Origin of the sequence: Paenibacillus sp. FSL R5-0341 (assembly GCF_037975235.1) — a bacterium.
Taxonomy (GTDB): domain Bacteria; phylum Bacillota; class Bacilli; order Paenibacillales; family Paenibacillaceae; genus Paenibacillus; species Paenibacillus amylolyticus_A.
Genome location: NZ_CP150241.1, coordinates 3,633,839 through 3,659,160 on the forward strand (window position 1 = coordinate 3,633,839; position 25,322 = coordinate 3,659,160).

General features: G+C 45.4%; 23 protein-coding genes. 5 read left to right on the plus strand and 18 right to left on the minus strand.

All coding sequences use genetic code 11. From position 1 onward, the window contains the following. Positions 1–210 precede the first annotated feature (210 nt). From MKX75_RS16175 to MKX75_RS16200, 6 genes are all read right to left on the minus strand, one after another. Positions 211–1,833 carry a PucR family transcriptional regulator gene (locus tag MKX75_RS16175; RefSeq protein WP_062834811.1) on the minus strand — a complete coding sequence of 541 codons (1,623 nt, stop codon included), beginning with the start codon at positions 1,831–1,833 and terminating at the stop codon, positions 211–213. A 220-nt stretch (positions 1,834–2,053) separates the two neighbouring features. After that, complete coding sequence (locus tag MKX75_RS16180; RefSeq protein ID WP_339165999.1) at positions 2,054–4,798, minus strand: CHASE3 domain-containing protein; 2,745 nt, start codon at positions 4,796–4,798, stop codon at positions 2,054–2,056. 178 nt (positions 4,799–4,976) lie between these two features. Beyond that, positions 4,977–6,365 carry a class II fumarate hydratase gene (fumC, locus tag MKX75_RS16185; protein WP_062834813.1) on the minus strand — a complete coding sequence of 463 codons (1,389 nt, stop codon included), beginning with the start codon at positions 6,363–6,365 and terminating at the stop codon, positions 4,977–4,979. Positions 6,366–6,498: 133 nt separating this feature from the next. Continuing rightward, positions 6,499–7,509 (minus strand): aldose 1-epimerase, encoded by a 1,011-nt coding sequence (locus tag MKX75_RS16190; protein WP_339166000.1) that lies wholly within the window; start codon positions 7,507–7,509, stop codon positions 6,499–6,501. Between the two features lie 179 nt (positions 7,510–7,688). Continuing rightward, entirely contained in the window at positions 7,689–8,498 is an 810-nt protein-coding gene (locus tag MKX75_RS16195) for an MBL fold metallo-hydrolase (protein WP_062834815.1), read from the minus strand. Between the two features lie 180 nt (positions 8,499–8,678). Next, positions 8,679–8,945 (minus strand): hypothetical protein, encoded by a 267-nt coding sequence (locus MKX75_RS16200; protein ID WP_082762783.1) that lies wholly within the window; start codon positions 8,943–8,945, stop codon positions 8,679–8,681. Between the two features lie 240 nt (positions 8,946–9,185). On the opposite strand from MKX75_RS16200, the gene MKX75_RS16205 reads away from it, so the two are divergent. From MKX75_RS16205 to MKX75_RS16220, 4 genes are all read left to right on the plus strand, one after another. Then, complete coding sequence (locus MKX75_RS16205) at positions 9,186–10,418, plus strand: aminopeptidase (RefSeq protein ID WP_062834817.1); 1,233 nt, start codon at positions 9,186–9,188, stop codon at positions 10,416–10,418. A gap of 88 nt (positions 10,419–10,506) precedes the next feature. Continuing rightward, the gene (locus tag MKX75_RS16210) at positions 10,507–11,739 is read left to right on the plus strand and encodes an aminopeptidase (RefSeq protein WP_339166002.1); all 1,233 of its coding nucleotides are present in this window, start codon (positions 10,507–10,509) and stop codon (positions 11,737–11,739) included. Positions 11,740–11,984: 245 nt separating this feature from the next. Beyond that, positions 11,985–12,575, plus strand: coding sequence for a sigma-70 family RNA polymerase sigma factor (locus MKX75_RS16215; protein ID WP_339166003.1), 591 nt, complete (start codon positions 11,985–11,987; stop codon positions 12,573–12,575). After that, a complete protein-coding gene (locus tag MKX75_RS16220) occupies positions 12,553–13,506 on the plus strand; it encodes a hypothetical protein (protein ID WP_339166004.1) in 954 nt (317 codons plus the stop codon). Before MKX75_RS16215 ends, MKX75_RS16220 begins: the two co-directional genes overlap by 23 nt. A 2-nt stretch (positions 13,507–13,508) precedes the next feature. Here the strand turns inward: MKX75_RS16220 and MKX75_RS16225 are convergent, their stop codons facing one another. Then, positions 13,509–13,988 (minus strand): hypothetical protein, encoded by a 480-nt coding sequence (locus MKX75_RS16225; RefSeq protein ID WP_339166006.1) that lies wholly within the window; start codon positions 13,986–13,988, stop codon positions 13,509–13,511. A 264-nt stretch (positions 13,989–14,252) separates the two neighbouring features. Between MKX75_RS16225 and MKX75_RS16230 the strand changes: the two genes are divergently transcribed. Beyond that, a complete protein-coding gene (locus MKX75_RS16230) occupies positions 14,253–14,903 on the plus strand; it encodes a hypothetical protein (RefSeq protein WP_339166007.1) in 651 nt (216 codons plus the stop codon). Between the two features lie 69 nt (positions 14,904–14,972). On the opposite strand, the gene MKX75_RS16235 is transcribed toward MKX75_RS16230, so the two are convergent. From MKX75_RS16235 to MKX75_RS16285, 11 genes are all read right to left on the minus strand, one after another. Then, positions 14,973–16,268: a hemolysin family protein gene (locus MKX75_RS16235; protein WP_268801816.1), complete on the minus strand. Its 1,296-nt coding sequence runs from the start codon at positions 16,266–16,268 to the stop codon at positions 14,973–14,975. A gap of 426 nt (positions 16,269–16,694) precedes the next feature. Beyond that, positions 16,695–18,275, minus strand: coding sequence for a sigma-70 family RNA polymerase sigma factor (locus tag MKX75_RS16240; RefSeq protein ID WP_339166009.1), 1,581 nt, complete (start codon positions 18,273–18,275; stop codon positions 16,695–16,697). A gap of 221 nt (positions 18,276–18,496) precedes the next feature. Beyond that, positions 18,497–18,895 carry a spore coat protein GerQ gene (gerQ, locus tag MKX75_RS16245; RefSeq protein WP_235599483.1) on the minus strand — a complete coding sequence of 133 codons (399 nt, stop codon included), beginning with the start codon at positions 18,893–18,895 and terminating at the stop codon, positions 18,497–18,499. A gap of 135 nt (positions 18,896–19,030) precedes the next feature. Beyond that, a complete protein-coding gene (locus MKX75_RS16250) occupies positions 19,031–19,453 on the minus strand; it encodes a cell wall hydrolase (protein ID WP_062836075.1) in 423 nt (140 codons plus the stop codon). 160 nt (positions 19,454–19,613) lie between these two features. Then, complete coding sequence (locus MKX75_RS16255; RefSeq protein ID WP_139331879.1) at positions 19,614–21,299, minus strand: hypothetical protein; 1,686 nt, start codon at positions 21,297–21,299, stop codon at positions 19,614–19,616. A 204-nt stretch (positions 21,300–21,503) separates the two neighbouring features. Then, complete coding sequence (locus MKX75_RS16260) at positions 21,504–22,253, minus strand: glucose 1-dehydrogenase (protein WP_339166011.1); 750 nt, start codon at positions 22,251–22,253, stop codon at positions 21,504–21,506. 147 nt (positions 22,254–22,400) lie between these two features. Further along, complete coding sequence (locus tag MKX75_RS16265) at positions 22,401–22,793, minus strand: DUF2500 domain-containing protein (protein WP_076331606.1); 393 nt, start codon at positions 22,791–22,793, stop codon at positions 22,401–22,403. A 116-nt stretch (positions 22,794–22,909) separates the two neighbouring features. Further along, the gene (locus MKX75_RS16270) at positions 22,910–23,497 is read right to left on the minus strand and encodes a C39 family peptidase (protein ID WP_076331605.1); all 588 of its coding nucleotides are present in this window, start codon (positions 23,495–23,497) and stop codon (positions 22,910–22,912) included. A gap of 41 nt (positions 23,498–23,538) precedes the next feature. After that, positions 23,539–24,033 carry an AAA family ATPase gene (locus MKX75_RS16275; RefSeq protein WP_076331604.1) on the minus strand — a complete coding sequence of 165 codons (495 nt, stop codon included), beginning with the start codon at positions 24,031–24,033 and terminating at the stop codon, positions 23,539–23,541. A gap of 18 nt (positions 24,034–24,051) precedes the next feature. Then, complete coding sequence (locus MKX75_RS16280) at positions 24,052–24,477, minus strand: NUDIX hydrolase (RefSeq protein WP_076331603.1); 426 nt, start codon at positions 24,475–24,477, stop codon at positions 24,052–24,054. A 60-nt stretch (positions 24,478–24,537) separates the two neighbouring features. Then, entirely contained in the window at positions 24,538–25,317 is a 780-nt protein-coding gene (locus MKX75_RS16285) for a phosphotransferase (RefSeq protein WP_339166014.1), read from the minus strand. Positions 25,318–25,322: the final 5 nt, after the last annotated feature.

Genomic DNA, 25,322 nt, shown 5'->3' on the forward strand with positions numbered 1-25,322 from the left:
TTGTTCTTCATTCTAAGTGTCGTTCAATGTCGCGACAACAATATTCACGCAATTTTGTAATATAACATAACATCAGAGTTGTGATTTGTTTGCTGTGCACGGGAAGATCAGCTTTTGTTGTCCTCAAACATGAATAAACCGCACTCCATCAAGGGAATGCGGTTCTTGGGGGTCTGGCCCGTAGTATTGTCATGATGCACAATATGCGGTCTAGAGTTGAACATTTTGCGGTCTTGCAGCTGCTTTGTCCCGCACAAACTTGCGGAAGGTGAATACCAGCTTTAATTTAAGTAGATCATTTGTCTTTTTAAAGTCCATTTGCAGTAAGCTACCGACTTTCTCCATCCGATAGGTGACCGTGTTCCGGTGCACAAACAGCTGCTTGGCAGCTTCATTGATCAGTCCGTCATTCTCGATAAAGGACTCCAATGTATTCATCAGCACCTGATTGGGATCACCATCCCTGGCAAGTAACGGTTCAAGTACTTTATTGCAATAGTTCTCCATGATGTTATCCGGTACGTGTTGGAACACATAGGCAAATTCGAGCATTTCAAATTGCAGCGCACGGTCTTTCATGCCGAACCGACGAGCCAATTGTCGAGTATCCAAACACTCCTGATACGCTTCACGGAGCGATTTGGGCTCATGCTTCATTTTGCTGATCCAGAAGCGCGGAGCCGGTGCCCCTTTCGCTTCTTGTGCTGCCAGAACATCACCGAACCGGTTCAATAGAAAACCTGACAGCTCCTCTCCATAATCTCGCCCTGTTGGACAGGTATAGATGGACAGAATGCCATCTTCGATCTGAAAATGCTGCGAGGCCGTGAACTGCATCAGCGGATTGTATTGCAACTCACGATGAATCTGTTTAAGTAGCTTTCCCTCAGCAAACAGAGTCGGCTCAAGCGTGATCAGCACGCACTGATAGGTTCCCTGGAACAGATGGACACCTTTGTTCTCACTCAAGGTGGTCAATTCCTGAACCGTCATTTTGTTATCCAGATACTGTGAAAGCAATGTACGCATCTCATCTTGTACGGTCGGATTAATATGCTCACGATAGGTCATATCCATATAGAATGCCAGTACATCGGCAGCCTGTTGGAACAGCTCTTCCTCTGCCCGAAGCGATAGGGCTGAATCTGTAAACACAAGCAACGACCCGTATTCTTCATCATTTTGCTTAATCGGTACACGGTGACAGCTTCCCTGATTCCATTTCACTCGGTGCATGACGGATTTCCAAGGCCAGCCCTGTGTTACCGCATCTCCCGCAATGCCTTCACTGCCATAGAGCACATGCCCACGAGAACCAATGACGGCAAGCGGATAGTTCAGTACCGTGGCTAGTTCTGCAAACACATTCCGGTGTGGCTGCTGTTGCAGCGCAAACTGCATTAATTTCTTCTGCTTCTGCACGACCTCATGCAGCAATCGATTACTGCGTTCATGTTCAGCCTTGAACAAGGCATTCATCTGGTCCGAGAACGTGAATTGAAAAGGAAGTTCAAGCAGAGGTAAACGAAGTCGATCGGCTTCCTCGACAATGCCTTGGGGAATGGACTGCCAGAAACGCCCCAGCTTGATGCCGAGTCCTGCACAACCACGTTCATTCAAGCGCCGCATCAAACGTAGTGCATCCGTCTCGCTGTCTTTCATAATAAAAGCGGTGGTGAACAACATTTCTCCGGATTTGATCCAATCCGCGATATCAGGAGCGTCCATGACGTTAACGGATTTCATCATCCGTGAAGTCCCTTCTCCACCCGCAACCAGTTTGGCCTCCGACAACGGGTATACCTGTAAAGCCTCTTTGACCGTAAGTTGCATGGACACTACCTCCCATATATATAACACATAAATGTGTTATTCTCGTTCCTACATCTTTATTCTGGATTATATTTCTAATTAAATATATATTCATCCATTTAACTCGGTTTGTTGTTAAGTATTATAACATCAAATTCCGGAATAAAGCTTACACGGCAAAAAAATAAAACCTATGACCTAATTACAGCGCACTCTCCTGTAATCGGCATAGGTTTTCAGATCAGATTTCTAATGTTTCGTGATTCATCCATAATTTCATACGCGATAATACTTCTTTGATATTCAGCGGTTTGCTGAGATAGTCCGAAGCACCTGCTGCAATACATTTCTCCCGATCCTCTTTCATGGCCTTGGCAGTCAGCGCAATAATCGGAAGCTGAGTCAGACCAAGTCGTTCACGGATCTGGCGAGTTGTCTCGTAGCCATCCAGTTCAGGCATCATGATATCCATCATGATGATATCAGGTTTGACTCCTCCACGCTCCAACAATTCCAGACACTCGTATCCGTTCTGCGCTGAAATGACATTCATACCGTATTGCTCAAGCGCGTTAGCCAGGGCATATACATTACGTATATCATCATCAACGACAAGTACTTGGCGTCCGCTGAGCAGCGCTTCTTCCAGAGGTGTTAATAACACGTCCGATGGAGCTGCGGTCAATGAAGGAAGTTTGTTAATCTCTGGTGTGGTGCTAGCCACCTCATTCAGGAACAGCCGAGATGCTTGTATAGTCTCAGGTTCATCTCTTCGCAGCGGCAGGAACAGTGTGAACACACTGCCATGTCCTTCACGGCTTGTTGCCGAGATTGAACCACCCAGCAGGGTCGCAAGCGATTGAGAGATGGACAAGCCCAGCCCAGTCCCCCCGTATTTACGTGCTGTAGCTCCGTCTGCCTGTTTGAATGCATCGAAGATCTGCACGAGTTTGTCATCTGCAATCCCGATCCCTGTATCACTGACGGAGAAAGCAATCACTTCGGTCTCTTGGCCGTTCGTTTCTGGGTTCGCCAGACTCATTCTGGAGATCGTTAAGGCAACTTCACCCTGACTGGTGAACTTGAATGCGTTCGAGAGCAGATTTCGGAGAATCTGATGCAATCTCATCTCATCCGTCACGATCGTTTCCGGCAAAGGACTTTGGAGCTGAATCCGGAAATCTATTTTCTTCTGTTCCGCCGTTTTCAGGAAATACTGGTTCATGACTTCCGGAACACTGCCCAGATAGACATCATCGAAATCCACTTCCATCTGTCCGGCTTCCACCTTGGATAGATCCAGAATATCATTGATCAGGTTCAGCAGATCTTTGCCTGATTTGTGAATGACTGAAGCATAGTTCTGCTCTTCACTATTCAGGTGTTGATTTTTATTCTCAGACAATATTTCAGATAAAATTAACATGCTGTTGAGCGGTGTCCGCAGTTCATGGGACATGTTCGCCAAGAATTCGGATTTGTACCCCGAGCTCGTTCGTAACTGATCCGCAACAACCGAAAGTTCATTGGCTGATGTCTCTGCAGCGCTCTTCTGTACTTCCAGACGATCGTTCAGCATATGAAGCTCTTCGGTCTGCATCTGCAGTTCCTCCGTCTGAGATAGCATCTCTTCGGTCTGAGCCTGAAGTTTCTCCGATTGAGCCTGTAGCTCTTCATTCAGAACTTGTGACTCATCATATAGTTGCTGTAATTCCATACGAGTGACGGTGGAGTGTAGTGAAACACCGAAAATCTCTGTCAGTTCTTGCATGAGCTTCATGTCACTCTCCTGCAGCGGCTTCATTGAAGCAAGCTCGATTACCGCAATCGTTCTGCCTTCAAAGAGGACCGGTACTACGGTAAGTGATGTGGCCGATGCATACCCAAGACCCGAAGAGATTCGGATATAATTTTGGGGTAGATCATTCATGCGCAAGACTCGCTTCTCGACAGCACTTTGACCTACAAGCCCCTCACCCGGGGCAAGCGACACTTTACCAAGTGAACGTTCTTTCTCTCCATCCGCAGCATATGCAGCCACACGCAGCAGTCTATTGTCTTTCAAATAATATAGGACGCTATAAGGCACTCCAAAAAGAATGGCAAGTTCGTTCAGGAACAAGCGTGACAATCCCTCTAGATTGGTCGGGTTCTGCAAAAGTGTGGCAATGCCCGTAATCTGGTCCTTGATCCGATTCTGTTCCTGTACTTCATCCAGCAACTTGTTCGTTTCATTCCCCAGATCACCCACTTCATCACGTGTTCGCACCTGAATTCGCTGCTTCAGGTTCCCACCTTTGGAAATATCACTGATCGTGTGCATGACATCTCGTAACGTTTTGACGATATTCCCTGAGATTACAATCGCAGCGGTGATTGATAATGCTGCAATAACACCCCAGAGCGTATACATAATCGTCAGCAGTGTGGAGCTGCGTGCGGCAAGATCGGTTACCCTTGCTTCTGTCAGCGCAATTTCGGTGCTGCGGAAGGTCGCGAGCTGGGTTCTCAGCAGATCGATTTCGGTTTTACCCGGATCAGACTGGAAGAAAGCAATTACCTTTGCTTGATCCCCTTGCTTTTTCAAGTTTACCGACGGTTCCCCAGCGATCTCAATCCAGCGTGTAATATGTGATTTGATATTCTGCAGACTCTGCTGCTGTGAAGGATTGTCACTAATGAGAGCATTTAGCTGATCATAGTTGGTATTCCACTGCGAGAGGCCTTGGGAATAAGGTTCCAGGTAACTTTCATTGCCTGTAATCATGAATCCACGCTGTCCTGTTTCCATGTTCAAGACATTTTTTTCAATCGCGTTGGTCAGATTGTGCACTTCCAGATCATGATGGCTGATAAAATCATTTTCCTTTTGTAACACATTGATTTGGGCCGTAAGAACTAGCAAAACAGCACCAAATAAAACTACAACCACAAGATAGCCCAATAGAATTTTGGAGCGTATCGTAAATCTTCTCGTTTTTGACAACGCGGAAACCTCCAAATATATACGAATCCCATTCACGTACATTAAAACTGTTGCATATGTAGTTTATATGTATACGTATAGTCTGACAAGCTTTAAGTTCATTCATCTGCATTAGAAAAACGACCTGCTTCCACAGGTCGTCATCTTCATCGATCTAAATTCCTCATTTAGGCTGATTTTAGGCCTTTGGAGCGATCATTTTGGCTGGATCGACATATTGATCAAATTGCTCTTCCGTAAGCAGGCCCGTTTGTAACGTCGCCTGTTTCAAAGACAATCCTTCTTTATGCGCAAGCTTTGCAATTTTGGCTGCATTCTCATATCCAATATGCGGGTTGAGCGCTGTAACGAGCATAAGTGAGTTGTTCAGATTATGTTCAATCTGATCCAGGTTAGGCTCGATGCCTACGGCACACTTGTCATTAAACGCAATAATGGAGTCCGCCAGAAGTTGCACAGATTGCAGGAAGTTATAGATGATAACCGGTTTGAATACATTCAGTTCAAAATTACCCTGACTCGCTGCGAATCCAATCGCTGCATCATTCCCCATGACCTGCGTAACCACCATGGTGATGGCCTCACTCTGAGTTGGATTGACTTTACCTGGCATAATGGAGCTGCCTGGCTCATTCTCCGGAATACGGATTTCTCCCAATCCACTGCGAGGGCCACTGGCTAACCAGCGGACGTCATTGGCGATTTTCATCAAATCAGCTGCAAGCGCTTTAACCGCACCGTGCGCATACACAACCTCATCATGACTCGTAAGTGCATGGAATTTGTTTGGTGCAGATACAAAATCTTTACCTGTATGCTTGCCAATCTCCTTGGCAGTAAAGTCTCCAAAGTCCGGATGCGCATTAATGCCCGTTCCGACAGCTGTACCGCCGATCGCAAGCTCCTTCAGGTACTGCACACTTTCACGAATCATGCGCTCGCTCTTGCCCAACATAGCTTCCCAACCACTGATCTCCTGACCGAGCGTAATCGGTGTTGCATCCTGAAGGTGGGTACGTCCAATTTTGATAATATCCTTGAATGTATCCGACTTGTCTGCAAAAGTGGCTTTCAATACCGCGATTGCTGGCAAAAGTTGATCCTCAACAGCCAGAACACCTGCGACATGCAGAGCCGTTGGGAATGTGTCGTTAGAGCTCTGGGACATGTTCACGTCATCATTTGGATGCAGACGCTCTTCCTTGCCCTTTTGCTCCAGCAGTTGGTTACCCAGATTAGCAATGACTTCGTTGACGTTCATGTTGGATTGTGTTCCGCTTCCTGTCTGCCACACAACCAGTGGGAAATGGTCGTCAATTCGGCCTGCAATAATCTCGTCTGCTGCATAAGCAATGGCATCGGACTTGGCCGCAGATAATTTACCTAATTTATGGTTACTGGCCGCAGCACTTTTTTTCAAAATGGCAAGGGCACGTATAACTTCCATCGGCATATGTTCACTACCAATCGGAAAGTTCTCCTTGCTGCGCTGCGTCTGAGCTCCCCACAGCCTGTCGGCTGGTACTTTCATTTCGCCTAACGTATCTCTCTCAATGCGGTATTCCACTTGCTTGTCCTCCTCCAAAAAGATGGTTTGGGTCTCTACAAAGCTTGTGTATCTCGTCATATTATACATGATTTACGAGCAGGTTTTCACCTTTTCGACAAAATTGTAAGCGTAGCGCAAAATGAGCGTGAATTTATTTTTGTGACGCAATGGGATACAATCGGCTAGTTTGTTCGAACAGTTCACCTGGCTCCAGACCGATCAATCCGATTTCTTCCGCCGGGATGCCTTCAACATTCGGGGCATTAACCAGGTTCATCTGTGGTTCAGGACAGAAGAATTCGCCACCCATGTTATTGTTCCAGATCATCCAATGCTTGTACGATGTACCCACATCATATACCAGTTTGTCTCCAGTACGATGATCCGTAAGTTCCATATAGTTACGCCCATTCTGAGGTTCTGCGGTGTAATGATTATCCATAGCTGCAAAGAACGGACTAACTCCGTCTTTCTTCAATTGTTCTTCCTCAGGTGTAAGCGGTTGAAATTGTCCAGTTGGCAACGAACGCTCATTCAATTCACGGCGTTGTCCAATCGTAATTTTGGCCGTGTAGTCCGAGGCTTGGCTGTCTGGTGCGAACGGTACAGCGATCGCCGTGTGGAATGCAAACAGGTTAGGCATGTATTCCTTACCGTTATTGCGCACGATCAATTGCTGCTGAAGTCCTTGGCTACTCAAAGAGTAACGAAGCGTTACCGTGAACGTAAACGGCAGGTACTGATGGAATGTATGTCCCTCTTTCACGTCCTGGCTAAGCAGCACATAACTCTCCAATTGGTCAGAACCATATCCCTCAACCTTCCACTCAGCATCATGCAAAAATCCATGCAGATGGTTACCTGTAGCCGGTTCGTTCACAGGCAATTGATAGACTTTACCATTCCAGGGGAAGCGACCATCCTCATAACGGTTCGGCGGAGAAAGAATTGGAATTCCATAGACCGCAGGTGCAGCCATAAACTCATCCATCTGATCCTGATTCGGCTCTCTCAAGTAACGGAATCCCTTTTCGGTATTCCGGAAAGCGACGAGGTTGGCACCCACGCTTGGAATAACTGCCGCTTCAAATTGATTAAAACGAAGCCAGACGGCCGGAATCTCTCCAAATTGTTCTTCGAATGCTGCATTTTGCTGTGTCATCGTTATATGTACCTCCTGCATACTAAGGTTATATTATACGGCTCGACTATATCATGCCCGGGCACAAAATAACAATCTATGATAGAGAACAAATTCATGATTGAGCCTCAAAAAAGACATGAAAAAGACAGCTGCAAACGGCTGCGGCTGTCTCTGTCACCATTCTTATTATGGTTCAATTAATCTACATATTTGCCGTGATCCGGCACCGTGCTCTCTTCAAAGTCCAGATCAAGCTGCTTGAGGGATTCACTTAGCATATCTCCGCTCAAGGCATGCCCATGCCCAGTAATGGCAAGTTTCGGCTCCAGATGCCTTATATGCTGAACAGATTGATGTGCAGCCTGCCAATCGGTTGTGAAATAGGACGGCGGGCCATGCAACTGTTTGTCCTGAAGTAACACACTCCACAGCGATTCCTGCTTCACCGTAATGATCGCGTCCCCTGCAATCAGCAAACGATCCGCTTCCCGAAACAGTGACACATGTCCAGGTGTGTGACCTGGCGTGTGCACCCATTCCCATCCCGATACGCCTGGAACGGAATGATCTTTCGGCAGACTGAATATCCGATCATCCAGATTGATTGCCTCATTGGGATAAGCGAATGACAATCTGGACATTAGACCTCCACCTACAGAAGGGTCCGCCGGCGGGTAATCTTTCAATCCCGTCAAATATGGAATTTCAAGCGGGTGCGCATACACAGGTACACCCCAGAATTGTTCCAGTTCAATAACGGTTCCTACATGGTCGAAGTGACCATGTGTCAATATAATCGCAGATGGCGGACCTTGAAAACGTTCGCTTGCAACCTGAACAATATGATCCGTGAACCTCGCCATTCCGGTGTCCACGAGGACCCAGTTCCTGCTTCCTGGCTCTCCGATGAACACGACATTAACGAATAGTGTACGCAGACTGAGAATATCGGGCGCGACTTCTTCAAGCCCCGTCAACCCTTCTGTAATCAGATTGTCAGATGCCATTCACGGTTACCTCCCATTAGGCGGATTGTCTCTCTGGTTCCATTCATCTCGTAGACTTCCCTTTTCTGGATCATCTATTCAACATTTCCAATAAAATAGACGGTATACACCCTGTTTCGGGCATACACCGTCTAGTATAGTCATCGACACGACACAATAGAACAAGAATATCTCAGCCAGTTAAGCCGGATAAGCCTCCAAAGCGGCATCGAGCAATTGATTGTACAGATCGTCATCATTCTCAAGCAGCTCGTCCATACGAAGCAACTCATCTTCATCTCCGGATTGCTCGGTGAAATGCAAGCTATAGTCCCAGTCTTTTCCGTTCTTGCTCATGAAGGTAATCTCATATACTGACTTTTCGCCTTCTGTGCGGTAAACGGTATTTCCCACGTATCCTTTTTCACCTTCACGGCGCATTTCGGCACTTATAATTTCAATATTCACAATCATTCTCTCCTTTAATCTTTCATCTACAGCAGGTCTCCTACATTTCTGGTAAACCTAGTTTGGTAATTATTATTGGTTAATTGTACAATATATAACGTAGCAACGTATACCTTATTCAATGAAGGAACCATTCTGAGTCCTTACATCGTTGTAATGAGGGTTATAATACGTGTTTGAACAACATCTATAATAGCCAACAAGCTACGATATTATTATCACATTGGAGGAAAAAATAGCATGAATACTTTTGAAACGAATCTGCAGCAATATGCTGAACTGGCTGTTCAAGTCGGTGTTAATGTCCATCCTGGACAGACACTCGTGGTTAACGCTCCAATCTCGGCAGCGCATTTTGTACGACTGATTGTCAAAGCAGCTTATGGTAAAGGTGCCAAACTGGTCAAAGTAAACTGGAGCGACGAGACCGTTACACGTCTTCATTACGATCTTGCACCTGATGAAGCCTTCTCTATTGAACCGAAATGGTTTGCAGCTGAAATGACGGAACTCGTTGAAGAAGGTGCCGCTATTCTGCACGTCATCGCTGAAAATCCGGATTTGCTGAACGGAGTAGCTCAGGAACGGATTATTACTAGCCAAAAAGTGCGCGGCAAAGCGCTCGAAAAATATCGTTCTTATCAGATGGCTGACAAATTCAGCTGGTCTATCGTAGCCGTTCCTTCTCCTGAATGGGCAGCTAAAGTGTTCCCGGATCTGCCGGAAGCACAACAAGTGGATCGCCTGTGGGATGTCATTTTCAAAACAGTACGCATCGGTGAACAGGATGCTGTTGCCGAATGGAAAACCCATTTGCAAAATCTCGATTCCCGCGCCGATCTGCTGAACAACAAAAAATACAAAAAGCTCCACTATACAGCTCCAGGTACAGACCTGACCATCGAACTTCCAGAAGGCCATATCTGGGTATCCGGTGGAAGTGTGAATGAGCAAGGACATGTCTTTATTGCCAATATGCCTACGGAAGAAGTATTCACGGCTCCACTGAAAACAGGTGTTAACGGCACAGTGCGCAGCACGAAACCACTGAGCTACGGCGGCAATTTAATTGACGGATTCTCCCTTACATTTGAGAACGGTCGAATCGTAGATTACACCGCTGAGCAGGGACTGGATGCACTCAAAAACCTGATCGAGATGGATGAAGGTGCACACTATCTGGGTGAAGTAGCCCTTGTTCCACATCAGTCACCAATTTCCGATACGAATATTTTGTTCTACAATACCCTGTTTGATGAAAATGCCTCCAACCACTTGGCGATCGGTAATGCCTATGCCTTCTGTCTCGAAGGTGGTAAAACGATGTCCAAAGAAGAGTTGATTGAACGTGGCATGAATTCCAGTCTCACTCATGTAGACTTCATGATTGGATCTGGGGAAATGAATATCCACGGCGTTACCTCCGAAGGCGCGGAAGAGCCAATCTTCCTGCAAGGAAACTGGGCATTTTAATCCCATTTGATGTGATTAGAGAGAGGAGATTACTCCTCTCTTTTCCTGCGTCAAAGGATCTAAAATTAAATCATTGGAGGGAACGCATATGTTAAGTTTTGAACAAAAACTGGATCGTTACGCTGAACTGGCTGTAAAAGTAGGCGCAAACGTGCAGCCAGGGCAAGTCTTTGTCATCAGTGCGATGATTGATACTGCTGAATTTGTACGTTTGTTGGTCCGCAAAGGATACGAAGCTGGCGCCAAGCAGGTTATTGTAAAATACGGAGATGAAACCGTCAATCGCTTACGGTTTGAGATGGCCCCTGAGGAATCCTTCCAAGAGCCACCGAAATGGCATGCGGCAGAGCTTGAAGAACTGGCGGCCAATAATGCAGCCTTCCTGACCGTATTGTCATCCAGCCCAGACCTGATGAAAGGTATTGACCCGGAGCGGATCTCGACACATCAGCGTGCATTTGGTCAGGCAATGGCCAAGTATCGTCAGTATCAACAAGCAGATAAAATGAGCTGGACGGGTGTAGCTTGTCCTTCCCCCGATTGGGCAGCCAAAGTATTCCCGAATCTATCGGCAGCTGAGCAGGTTAGCCAGCTATGGGAAGCCATTTTCGCTGCGGTAAGAGCTGATCTGGAGGACCCTGTAGCGGCTTGGGAACAGCATATTGAACGATTGGAGACCAAGGCCGTTGCATTGAACAATAAGAAGTATCAGGCTCTGCACTTCCTCTCCCCGGGGACGGATCTGACCGTCGAACTCCCTGAGGGACATATCTGGGCGCAAGCTGGGAGCGTGAATGAGCAAGGTACCCCTTTTGTAGCGAATATCCCTACAGAGGAAGTATACACAGCTCCAGCCAAACTTGGTGTCAACGGTACAGTTACCAGCACCAAACCGCTCAGTTATGGTGGAAGCATTATTGATCGTTTCTCACTCACCTTCGAGAATGGACGCATTGTTGATTTTCATGCGGAGGAAGGTCAGGATACGCTCGAAAGACTCATCTCCATGGATGAAGGTTCCCATTATCTTGGCGAAGTGGCTCTGGTTCCCTTCCATTCCCCGATTTCTGAGAGCGGTATCTTGTATTACACCACGTTGTATGATGAGAATGCGTCCTGTCACCTTGCGATCGGCAGTTCCTATGCATCTAATATCCAAGGTGGCAAGACGATGTCTCCCGAAGAGCTTTCAGCCCGTGGCATGAACAACAGTATCACCCATGTGGACTTCATGATGGGCTCTCCCGAGACGGACATCTACGGTATCACGGCAAATGGTGAACGCGAAGCCATCTTCCTTAAGGGAGACTGGGCATTCTAACGGTTACGGATGAGTTCTCCCCGTAATGTATTTTCACTAAACAGTAGCAAAGGCTGTCTTGCAACCATGAATTCATGGTTGGCGAGACAGCCTTTTATTAATTTTCAGCAAAATGTCCCGGAGGCTTCATGCACTCTCCTCATCTGGTTTTCTCGGACCAACCTCCCATTGTATCGTTTCCATATTATGTTGTAAAATGTAATGATACCAATGTTTGTGGATTGTTCACCAGAAAGGAGAACATCATGGCCAATCGGCTTCAGTTACTACTCGCCTCAGATTTCCATAATTTAGGCTCTGCACTTCAAGAAGAAGTGTATTATGAATATTATAATATGGTACATGGTCTTATCGTTTATATCATCAAGGAGCGTGCTGCTGCAGAAGATATTATTCAGGAAGCTTTTATCAAAATCATTAAAAACAAACCCCTTTTCGAAGACGAGGTCAAACTGAAAGCCTGGCTCAAGGTCGTCACAAGGAATACAGCTATTAATTATCTGAGAAAAAATAAAAATAACCGTAACCAAGTGGATACGGATAGTGTTTTTATAGATATGGAGACGATGAATCAGACGGCAGCTTCCGTGGAAAGCATGGTGGAAACGCAGATGATGCAAGAGTCCATTGAACATTATCTCGGACAGCTCAAACCCGAATATCGTGTACTGGTGGAGTTACGGTGGAAAAAAGGTCTCTCCTACCGAGAGATGGCTGAACTGCTGGATACCTCCGAAGACATTGTGAAGCAACGTTTGTTCAGAGCCCGCGGCAGTATCAAGAAGAAATTACATAAGGAATGGGGTGGAAGCATTGAGCAAAGGCAAGTCCGATAAATATGTGGAGCCATTCGATTCAGAGCTGGAAGACGAATATTTCGACGCTGCGTTTGATCTGGCTTTTGATGAGGCTTTCCATCAGGCCGTCTCTGCCCCTTCCGCCTCCCATACCGAATCCATGCAGCAATCCTGGCAGAAGGTACACAGGGAAATTAACAGAATTGGTTTACGTAAAAAAAGAATACGTACCTTGCGGCTTTCCGTTGTCGTAGCTGCTTCCGTAACCATCGGGGCCGTTATTTTCAGCCTGCCATCCGGTACGCAAGCGGTATCCCCATTTGTACAATCCATCAAGGATTGGGGGAATGGCATGAAATCCATTGTCATCGAGGATCGCACGACCCATCTGGGGGCTGATCCGTCAACAGCCAAAACGCCTCCACCACCGGAAACGAGCTTAGATGACATTCTTAAAGTACAAGAAGAAGAGGCTCTTAATACACCTTCGTATGAGTTATCAAGCCACCTGCTTCGTCCAGTACTTGTTACGGAAGAAATCGCACGCGATGGGTTCATGGGTGACTTTCTGTTATCGAAGGCCATTCCCGAGCGATTTAACAAGGTCAAATTCGAACTCGTGCTCGATACTGAAAACCCTGTGAATCCAGACGATTATTATGAGTCCACACAAATGAGAGTTCAATATACCAGTGAAGGCAAGAGCATAGAGGATGAGATCATCCAGTTTGATTATGTCTATGTCATGCCTGGGGAGAAGATTGAAGGGGCCATGCTTCGTGATATGAGCACCGTAAAGCTGGCGGACGGCACGGAAGCACTGATGTATATCGGCCCACCCTATAATTCCTTTCAGTGGATGATGGGTTCCAACAATATGAGTCTGTTTGGTACCCTTTCCGAAGAAGAAATGACGGCTATTGCCAACGATTTTCAAGAGCAGAAGTTTCCCGGCAGCACCCGCCGATAAGATCAAAATAACACAGTGCCAGAGACATGTTTACTTGTATCCGTAGTACTTCCATCATACGCTGTATGAACACTGGTAACGCGATAATAATATCCTGGCATAACGGTCCAATCCGATGTGGCATTCAGTAAGTTTGTTTTCGTTGCAGTTTTAGAGTTGGTTTTGAAAATCACCCATGCTGTTCCTGTCCAGCGCTCAAGTCGGTAATCTACGGAAAGGGTCTTCACTTCCACATATGTCGCTGTCTTCGTATTGACGATGGCAGAAAGTCCTCCCCCAGGGATGAGTGCACCGACCGCCTGATAGATATGTCCTCGTTCCTGAGTGGCAGCAAGCGAATCGATGGTTGGTTCGGATGGCGGTGGAGCTGTAAGTGCACCAGAGGACACGTTGATTATTGGGCTTGCATCGGCTACTTCGGCCACAGGTACAGCAAGGATCGTTGGCACCATTAACAAGGCCGCAAGGGTTACTTTTAGCATAGATGTTATACTCTTATTATTCATTTTCCGCATAATGATCCATCCTCCGCTTCCATATTTGATTTTGTGTAAGGGTATAAACGGACGGATCGGGTGACAGGTTTCAAAAAAAATTAGACGCTCCGATGTTTCTGTCGGCAGCGTCTTTTGTCCTTTTATACATTTCCAGTATTGTGAAACCTAAATTATTCCAGACCGTATGTATTGGGTAATGTATGGTCGGAACCATATTAACCAACAAGATTTGCAAGTGAGGTGTATAAATTGAGCAAACTTCAATCCAAATCCAGAAGGCATCGTCACAGCTCCAATCCGAATGAACTACACATCGAAGTTTCCGGCTCGTTCAAACGTGTTCTTCTTATCTTGGTGGGTGTGCTTACCATCGGGACCTTAATATATTTCTTGTCTACAGCTCGGGAGAGCTGGATAAGCATGGGTCTTGACCGCTATGTATTACCCTTTATGATCTGGGGACTTGTACTTTCCCCCATCCTTGCTTTTCTTTTCTTCAAGCAGAGTCGCCGAACCCTTTCCCATGTCAAATTTTTACGAGTTTTCGGGATTGCTTTCTGCCTTCTGCCGCTGGTACTTCTGTTTTATGTGTTACCCGTAACACTTGGCATGGTGAATGATCACCTAACTCAGTATAAGCAAAATCCGGTGCTGTCCACCACTAAGGTGGGGGACTACAATTCTTACGAGGTTACTTTCGTCGATACACATATGTACGAAATCATCACCATTAAGACACCAACAACAACCCAATCCACTCGAAAAAAGCTGAATATCCAGCATGATCTAGCTCCGGGAGAGAATGTTTACGTCACTTATAAGCGAATTTATATCAAAAATAGCTTTGTCACGGAGAATCGTTACGCCGATGTTGTCATTCATGTACCCAAAGAATCATGAGTATGCAAAGAAGCTGTACAATGACCATTGCGTCACCATACAGCTTCATTCGTTACAATTTTGATCTGGCTACGCGCCTTCTTCTTCAACCAACAGTTCCAGCTTAATCACATTCACTCGAGAGATCCGCTTGTGCTCTGTCTCTTGAATGACAAATACATACCCTCCATACTCAACCGATTGACCGACCTCAGGTGGTATGGCATCTACTCTCGAGTATAGCCAGCCCCCGATGGTATCGTAATCGGCACGATCCATCTCTAGTCCGAATCTTTCACTGACTTCTTCAATCAGCATCAATCCATCAATAGAGTATTCCATCTCATCCACTTGCTCAATGGCAGGACGTTCATGGTCGAACTCATCCTGAATCTCGCCTACGATCTCTTCCATGATATCTTCAAGCGTGACAAGCCCGGAGGTTCCGCCATATTCATCGATTAGAATCGCAATCTGTGTCTTGCTACGCTGCATTCGCTTGAGCAGATCACTGATCAGTGTGGTATCTGGCACAGCCAGGATCGGCCGGATTACGGAGATGGTATCCGTAAGTTGGGATCGCATCAAATCCTTAATGTGAATAAAGCCGATAATATGGTCCTTGTCTCCGTTATACACCGGATACCTTGTTCGCATACTATCACTGGCAATCTCCAAATTTTCCAGCATGGACTCATTGGCGTTCAGACAAATCATTTCCGTCCGCGGAATCATAATTTCACGGGCGGTTGTATCCGTAAAATCAAATATATTATCAACAAGTGCTAATTCAGTGTTATCAATTAAACCGCTCTTATTGCTTTCTTTCATCAGAATACGTATTTCATCTTCGCTATGTGCGGAGTCGATCTCCGAAGCTGGTGCCATTCGGAATAGTCTCAACAAGCCGTTAGCCATACCGTTCAGGGCCCATATGAATGGGTACATTAACTTGTAGAAGAACGTTAGCAAGGCTGCAGACCACAGCGTGATCGTTTCAGATTTTCGAATCGCCATCGTTTTGGGAGCAAGTTCTCCCAGTACAATATGCAGGATCGTTATAATTACAAATGCAATGGCAATAGAGATTCCATGAACGTAAACTGGTCCCAGTCCAAATGCGGTAAACATGGGCTCTAACAGATGTGCAATTGCCGGTTCTCCCAACCATCCAAGTCCCAGTGAAGCCAGCGTTATACCTAATTGGCAAGCTGACAGATATGCATCCATATTGCGTACGATATTGGAAGCATATATTGCATTTTTGTTGCCCGTTTCCACCAAAGCCTCAATCCGACTTCCACGAACTTTCACCATCGCGAATTCCGCCGACACAAAGAAACCATTCATTAATACAAGTAAACCAATTAACAATAAATTCAATATACTCGGTAAGGGGTCACTCAAATTGTCATCCTATTCGCCGTCATTCTTCGGCAAATAGGTCCACCTCCTTCGAAAATGTAGGATATTAGCCATTCTGCCGTTCATATGCAATTTCAACTTCCCAATGCTTCCACCTCCACCCGGTTCTGTCGAATAACAAAGATATGCTTCTTTTATTATATAATTCTACACTACACAGTCAATCCGTGTCCTATGACAACGAAATGGCACAAACGCCTTTTTTCTTTTACAAAAGTAACGATTACGCTGTTTTTTTAACATTTTGCAAACAATGAATTAACCAAACGCAAGAGAGTATCCTCACTCATGCTTCGACATGGCTGGATACTCTCTTTATTTATTACTTTTATATAGCATAGAAGTATAGGACCATTGCCCGAAACTCTATATCTTTTCCTCTATTTCCTATGTCGACTCAATCTCGTTTACGGTCTCAGAAGCTGGGTTCCAGCGCCACTTCGCTTGTTCCCCCCTTTCGTTATGCAATCCACCGATCCAGAATTCATCCTGCTTCAGTAGCGCCCAATCTGCCTCTCCACTCAGCACCTGAATCCCAAGTTCCGTCAGCGACAGGACTGCGTCACCGAATTTTTCATCATGTTGCCTGAAGTTAGGAAAAATTGTTGCACCAGTCAACTGAAGCAGCGCATACGGTCCTTCTGTCATTCGCTTCAGGTGTGCCCAGTATTCAAGATCACCCATCCCGAGAATATGCAGCTTGTTCCCTACCTCTTGAAACAAAGGATATGGACGCTCCACACCTGCTTTAATGGTCTCCAGTGTCGTCTGCTCAATGACTCCCAAGCCGTTTGATACAGATGGCAAACGAGACAAATGTGCCTTAAAGGCAGCGTTCGCAAAGGGGAGCGCAGAAGTGTCTGCCTGCAAGTAATCCAGATGATGCCGGATATCAGATGACGTATAGGCTTCCCAGAACTGTGCACCTGCCTGTAGCTCGTCCGTATCAATCACATGCCAACTGCCAGACAGACGTTCGATCTGTGTGGAGGTTAGTTGACCCAGTCCCCTAAAGTGCTCGATCTCTGGATACGAGTCAATATAGAGCAGATTCAGCTTCGTATTCTGGAGTGCTTGTCCTTTGAAATAATGTAATAAGTAAGATAACATTGTCTGATCATAGAGATCGTATTCAAACCATAAGACAATCTCCTTGTATTGTTGAAACGAATGCAACTTGCGTTCAAGCTCCTCAATCTGCAAGTATTCCGTCTGTGGAATGCCCAACTGCCGCTCTAACACGGATGCCCGATTCTTACGCTCCTTTACATCTCCCATATCTTTGGCTACTGGCCCGAACGTGTACAATTCTCTCCATACGAGGATATCTCCCTCGATTCCACTCTCTCTTAGACGATTGGCAGCGTGATCGCCATTCATAATGTGTAACAATCCTTTTCCTCCTTCATACAAGTCACTGAACACAGAGACCAGATCCCTCACTGGCATAGAGCGCTTGAGTTTGGATCGGGCATCGAACAGCCTTTTCTTTAATGCAGGTACCTTAACCCCGAGAAAATCCGATATTTCCCTGAGTGAGTATCCTTCCAAATAAAACAGTTCAACAGCAATCCGCATCGATGACGGCAAAATTGCAATCGAATCACGCAGCGTTCGATGCATTTCGTTTTGCACCGCTTGTTCTTCTGGATTATGCGACTGATCCTCTTCATGGAATACATGCTCCAGCTCCTGAACGGGAATCAGGGTATGCTGCTTGCGTCTTAGCCAGCGATAACACTGCCTCTCCACGATCACCTTGAACCACCCGGGAAAAGCCTCCGAATCTTCCAGCTTGGACAGATTGCCAAAGGCCTCAGTAAACGCCTCCTGCACGACATCTTCTGCCCAGAATGTATCCCCCAACCGATTGTAGGCAACAGCAAGAGCCATCCCGCGATATTGAGACATCAGTTGTGTGTAAGCTTCGGGTTCGCCTTTCATCGCTCCTTCAATCCATGACTTCAAACTATGGACTCCCTTCATATAGGCATGTTGCTTGTTCTATTCATATATAAGTGCCATGTTTTTATCAAAAGGTTACGTCTTACTCGATCATATGTAATCGTTTTGCACAAATACTTATGTAAAAAGCTGTCCCGTCTGCGGATATCCACATTCAGGACAGCATGTAATTCAGTATGTGTTATTCATATCAAATATCAATCAAACTGATGAGGCGCCAATGATCATCTGCTTGGAGCTTGTGGGTAGTTTCCTACTACGCCAGGATACTGATACAACAACGGCTCATCAAATGTAGCATAGTCGAAGTTGACCATCAACAGCATGATCCGTCTTCCTGTCTTCGGGTCGCTGATGATAATATGGTCACGGCCCGCTGCTTCAATGATACCTTGGAATATACGAGCGTTCCACTCTTTGTTGCCTTCGTATGTCATGTAGAACGTACCGAATTTCCCGAGGTTCAGACGCAAAATATTTTCAATGTACGACTGCTCAAACTGTGGAGCCGTTGTAGTGATGACTGCACCCGTTGGTGTCATTGGGCTTCCGCTGGATACGAGTGGGGGTACACTTGTGGAGCTTGGTGATACCATACCTGGTGTTACTGACATGGAAGGCATTCCGTTACCGATTTTGTAAGACGTACCTTGAACCTGAGAATTGGCTTGTTGGCCTAACACGGAATTCGCTTGCTGACCCAATGTTTGAGTCGATGGTTGATAAGGCTGATTAATCATGGTGATTCCTCCCCAAATTTAATATACTTCCGGACAGTCTTCGCCTGAAGGACTGAAGAAACAATGCGCTTTGAAACGTCCTGTATTTTGCTGGTTATACCACGTTTCAGGACACTCGCCCACAGGTCGGAAGAACCACAATGAATTGCTGGCAGGCCAGAAACGCTCTCCATTGATCACACGTTGTGCCAGACGAATCTCGGACTGTCTTGCCCGCTGGTAGAAGTAACCCTTCTGTGTGGACTCGTAGCCTCCTGGATTCTGGAATACCATACGATTGATATCGCGAATATCCTTAAAGTCCAGGCAATCCACCAGTACCCGGTTCACACTTACATTGCCCACAAGCAACATACCTTGTTCGCCGTCACCTTCAGCCTCCGCCCTCATTAGCCTAGCCAATAGCTTGACGTCCTCTGAGTTGGCTTTAATAACAGCCATAGTCTGTTTCCTCCCTTGTTTCAGCTGTTCATCACCGTACATCGTATTGTGCAGGAGCCCATTCGGTGACACGATTCCATCTTTTTCCCATAAAAAAAAGCCCGGAACCTCACCCAAGGTGAAGTCCCGAAGCCATTTATTTCTTATATTACTCGCCTGTTTAAGGCTTGGCTTGAATCCAGTAATCATAGGCATGTACAATATTGCCCTGGTAAGCTTGATATTCGGCCAGCAGATCGGGAAGCTTGGCAAGTTGAAGCTCCATCTCTGCTGCCCCCTTCTCATAAAATGAAATATGAGGACCTTCGTGGTTCTCTTTCATTTCTACCGAAATCATTAACCTTTTGCCCAAACGATCCGCGATCTCCATCTCCTGACTCACCACAGCAGCAATGCCATTGGAACCTTCCGCTTTGTTACGGAAAGCCATCATCGACACATGATCGAGTGTATCAATCATAAACTCTGTCACAGACATATCTTTGCCCGGCAACGGGAAGGTATCCAGCCAGACAGCAAGATCTGCACTCGTTTCGAGATCACTATCCTTCTTCGTCTCTTCCTGGAAAAAAGTAATGTTGGCGGCCCATTCGGTCAACAGGGTATTCCGGTTGCTCTCCCACTCCGGCAAGGTATAAGGCTCAATATCCAGATGGATGCCTTCAAATTGTTCATCCGGTTCGGATTCAGCATTATAATTTTTCACATAATCTATTAAGCGCTGTATCCGTGGACGATTCTCTTTCTTGCCCCAGATCGGGTGTCCACCCATCGCATGGATTTCAATGCCCTGGGCTTTGGCCCGTTTTACAAAACTTCGGTAACTGGAATAGGGTTGATCCAGATCCAAGCGAACATACAACCAGTTAATGTTCTGCTCTCTCGCAAACGCTAGGATGTGCTCGCCTCCGTCATTCGTCACCTGAGAGGCCTCCCAAATATATGTTCCCCGAATCTCTGGCTGGTTGGATGGAATCTCCGGTGATGGCAGTTCCGACGGCTCCAGTTGTCCCCAATATACAATGTCATGTACAGCAGAACCGGCGTAGGAAGTATGTTCGCTGAATGCAGAGGCAACTTCTTCAATAACACTTTCCAGCTGCGCCGCCCCTTTACCGGCAAATGTCGTGAACTCCTCGCCAGGCATGGGCTTGGTGTTCAACCCAACCGTGATGCTCGCATTACTGGCATCAGCCCAGTTTAGTTCCTGTTCAATTAAACGTATAATGCCATTGTTGCCTTGCGCGTTATCACGGTAAGCGAGTAAAGTGACATGGTCCACATGTTCAATAAACCAACGTGACAATGGTTCGTTATCCGCATCCTCAGAAGTTCTATTCCCTGTGACGGTGTACGAATCCAGCCAAAATGGCAGGTCAACATTCACAGCAACTGCGCCATCCTGTCTCACTTGCTCAAATAACAAATTCATATTGGTCACCCAGGATTGAACCAGTGGCTTGGCATCTTCTTTCCAGGCTGGTAAAACGTAAGGCTTAATATCCAGATGTATGGCATCAAATCGCTCATTGGGCTCCGCATCCAGATTATAATCACTTACCCACGAGGCTAATCTGAGCATGGGACCTTCACGGCCACTGACCGCCCAAGATGGATCGCCGCCTAGCGCTTCAACCGCAATACCCGCACGGCTTGCTTTGGCTATAAACGTCTGGTATACCTCTTTGGACAGCGTCATGTCTACATTCACGTAGAGTCTATTTATCTTATGTTTAGCTGCGTTAGCCAGCAGCTCATCTCCGTTGCTAACAGACTGTGCCTGCCATACCCAGGCCGCCCGTATATCCGCGCCGTCAGCTTCAGCAGGTGACTCATTCCCTATCATTATCATCCCTCCGATCAGCAGTAACAGCCAAAATACCTTCCGGGATTGTTTCCCGAACATATACTCCCTCCATTCCTATACTGTTATAAAATCACATTTATTATAGCAACCGAGTTAGTAAAAACAAATAAGCCCAAGTGCTTAACTTGGGCTTATTACTCTTATGTTGGGATATTATGAGACTCGTCCGGCTCTATCCCGGTTCTAGTCCTCATATATCATTTTTCGGGTCATGCCTCCATCAATAACGAGGTTGGTCCCTGTGACAAAGGTATTGCTTGGATCAGATAAATATAGACAAGCACGGGAGATATCCGAAGGTACACCTACACGACCGGAGGGATGCTGTTCATGATCCTCCTTTTTCAGTTTCTTCACGTCTCCTGTCTCAATCCATCCCGGACTGATACAATTGACCCGAATTTGGTCTTTGCCCAGTGAGACTGCCAGCGCATGCGTCAGAGCCACAATTGCCCCTTTGGAGGCAGCATAGGCTTCGGTATCCGGCTCAGACATTAGTGCACGGGTAGAAGCCATGTTGATAATGGCACCCCCGTGTTCATTGCTTTTCATATGTTTGGCTGCTTCCCTACTCGCCAAAAAGCAACTTCTCACATTGGTATTGAGTACATCGTCCCATTCTTCCAGCGTTAGCTCATAGGGTGACTTCCATTTTGCAAGTCCTGCATTATTCACCAGAACATCGATTTGCTTAAATTCTTCCACGGTGGTCCGAAAAAGATTCGTAATATCCTGCTCGCTCCGAACATCACATTGAACAAAGATGGCTTCTCCGCCTTCATTACGAATGGAAGCTGCGGCTGCTGCACCCTCGGCTTCCTTGTTGTCGGCAAGAACAACTTTGGCCCCAGCGACCGCATAAGCCTCAGCCACACTGCGTCCTATTCCCTGAGCAGCACCGGTTACAACAACGACCTGATCTGTAAATGACATATTCATTTCCTCCTCTATGGTAATGATCCTGCGATCATAATCTGATTAAGCCTCTTCTTATATAAAAACACGTTAGGCCCATTAAGAAACGCTTGTCCGGCAAATAATCAAAAAAAGCTCACGCCATCCTGGCGCAAGCTGCTCGGTTTAACCGCGTAGGCGTTCGGAATATACGCGATTATATCGCTCGAAGCCGACATAACGCGTTCCTTTGAATGAGAGCCGTCCTTCATCCCCCTCAGCGCACAAACCATACTCTTCGCCATTGACTTTGAATTCGAGCCGATCTCCACTCTCTACCTCAAAGGTGACGTAATATAATGTTCGCGCTGTACTGCCTGGTTCAGATTGCGACTGACTCATCTTCATCCGTCTGCTGGTGATTCGTGAAGGTACGGTAAGCAGTGGCTCGGAGTTGTTACGCCCCCACCTCCATACCTCTTTTCCCATAGACAGAAGAACTATACCTATAAGCAGAACAAATACAACCGGAAAGACGGTTCCAAACAAATCAAACATCCAGGATGATTCAATGCCCATGTCTCTCCCTCCGTTCATACAACTTAGGACAGCCGGAGTCTTGACCCGTCTCCTGTAATGTATATGCGGACGTACAAAGAACTTGTTAACCCGATTAAATATTTGAGCGATTAAATCTACACTGGAAGTACGACGATATATGAGTTTTGACAAAAAGGTAACCATGATCTCCATAACGTATTCAGTTCACTAATGCTGATTTTCCGATTGTAATATTTTTCATCACAATTCATCTTGTGATCTAACGATTCGGCCAAGTAAAAATGCGTTTCATCATAGCCAACGACAGGAACAAAATGCAAATAACGTTGTTTAAGTTGTACTTTAATAAATAAAATAACAGGCACCCCTTGGCTGATCTGCTTCTTCAACGTATTCACATTCCCACGTAAGTACATTGCCTCATATCCAAGCTTTCTGAAAAAAACAACGACCGCTTTAGGATATACCGTCCCATCCAGTAATTTGCGAGGAACGGTTTCATAGAGCTTTGTCCCGTTGGACTCCACCCCGAAATGTCTCAAGACGAACGCACTGGAAAATGCAGCGCATTCATAGTTTTTCTGAATATCCAATCGATTGGGAGATTGAATATGGCAAGTGCTTGGCACATTGACTTTGTACATGCGATCTTTCTTGGGAAAACTGAAATGAAGGGAGATCACCCAGAGAATAATCAACCAAAGTAATACATTGAGAAACAATTTGTGACCTCCTTCCCTTTATCCTGATGTCTTTTAGGTGTTCATTCCTCACACCAGTTTTTTAGAACCCATTCTTTGATCTGTTCAGCTACTCCATCTGCTGTAAGTTCTGTCGTTTCAATTGTTTGCATTGGTGGGTCAAATGTAGTTTTCGAATTTTGTAGTAGCCAATTTGCAAAATTCTTGTGATCTTCGATCGAGTTCTCGTCCCACCCACGGGCTCTTAAACGCGTCTCGCGAGTAACATCGTCACAATGCAAATTCATATATAGAATTCGATCAAATTGATCTATGTAATCGGACGATTCAATGTTTTCCGGCACCATCGTTCCGCATAAAACAGTCCCTCGTCCACTTAGCGATATGCTATACGCAATCCTCAACCAATTTTCTTTGGCAATCTGCCAATCCACGTTATCGATGATATCCATATCAAAGACGTCAAAATCCGGGAGTAACTTGCGAACATGTGATGAGATCGTTGTTTTTCCTGTTCCACTTGCGCCTGTCACTATAAATAAAGATAATTTTTTCATGTAAGTCCTCCTAAGCTTTTAAATATTGTTTTTATCACTAAACTCAATACAAAAAGGTTGCATCTCAGGTTTTAAGCAATACTCTATTCTTTCTCTGAAATTTTTCCATTCGACTTTTAAAATGGCTTCTTCAATTGGAAAGAAACCTGATTCTAAACTCTCCGATGATATCGTTAATTCTCCTCCTATTGGTTTGGCTAAAAATAATGTGTTACATATTGAATTTTCGATATTTTGAAATATTCCACAGAATTTAATGATTTCAATGTCGATTCCGGATTCCTCTTTTGTCTCTCTGATCGCTGCTTGACTTAGGGATTCTCCTTCTTCCACTTGACCACCTGGCATTTCCCATCCTCTTCTGGGTCCTCTAATAAGTAATAATTCATTTTTGTCGTTTATGACGATTGCAGCGGCAGATACGATATGTTTTGGAGGGCTCATTTATTCGACTCCTTCTAAATGGATTGGATGTTCGCTTGAAGAGCATGATTTAAAGCCAATCTAAAAGAAGTTATATATTCCATCTTCAAAATAATTGTATTCTTCATCCGTTATTCTTAACTTTCCATAACCGTTATAAAATATTTCTCTATCTCTTTCATTATCAAAAGCATTATGTTTCGGTCTAATGGCTAATGCTACATCATATCTTGGATCGCCATACGCTGCTCCTGCCCAATCAATAACTCCAACAATATTGCAATCATTAACTAGCACATTATCTATAGTAAAATCTCCATGAATGAAAGTGTTATCTATTGTTTTGGGTCTTCCTTCTTTCAACTGTTGAAGTAGTTCTGCCGATCCATCTACAGTAAAGTGAGTTAGATTATATTCTGCTTTCCTAAGCATTGTATCTAACCAAGGAATGTCATCGTTCAATAGTTCAACAGGACAAGAGCAATCATGTATTTTCTTTAAACAGAGCCCAAAGTTAAAAATCGCTTTTTCTTTACTTTGAAGATCAGGCATCATAGAGAGGAATTCTCTTAAACTTATTCCATCAATATAATCCATCAAAAGCCATCTCGATCTATCCTCAACATGAAATGAATATGTCTTCGGAACAGGAAGTCCAGTATGGTAGAGGTATTGAAGCACCTTGTATTCATCAGATAACCATTCATTATAAAGATCGTTTTCTGTCTTCTTGATGATGTATTTTTTATCGAGCGTATGTAGAATAGCCACTGTAGAAGTATGACCTTGCTTAGGAAAAGTGATGTTCTGGACTTTCCCTATCTGTTTTATTATCTCAATTGGGAGATCCTGAATATTCATCGTTT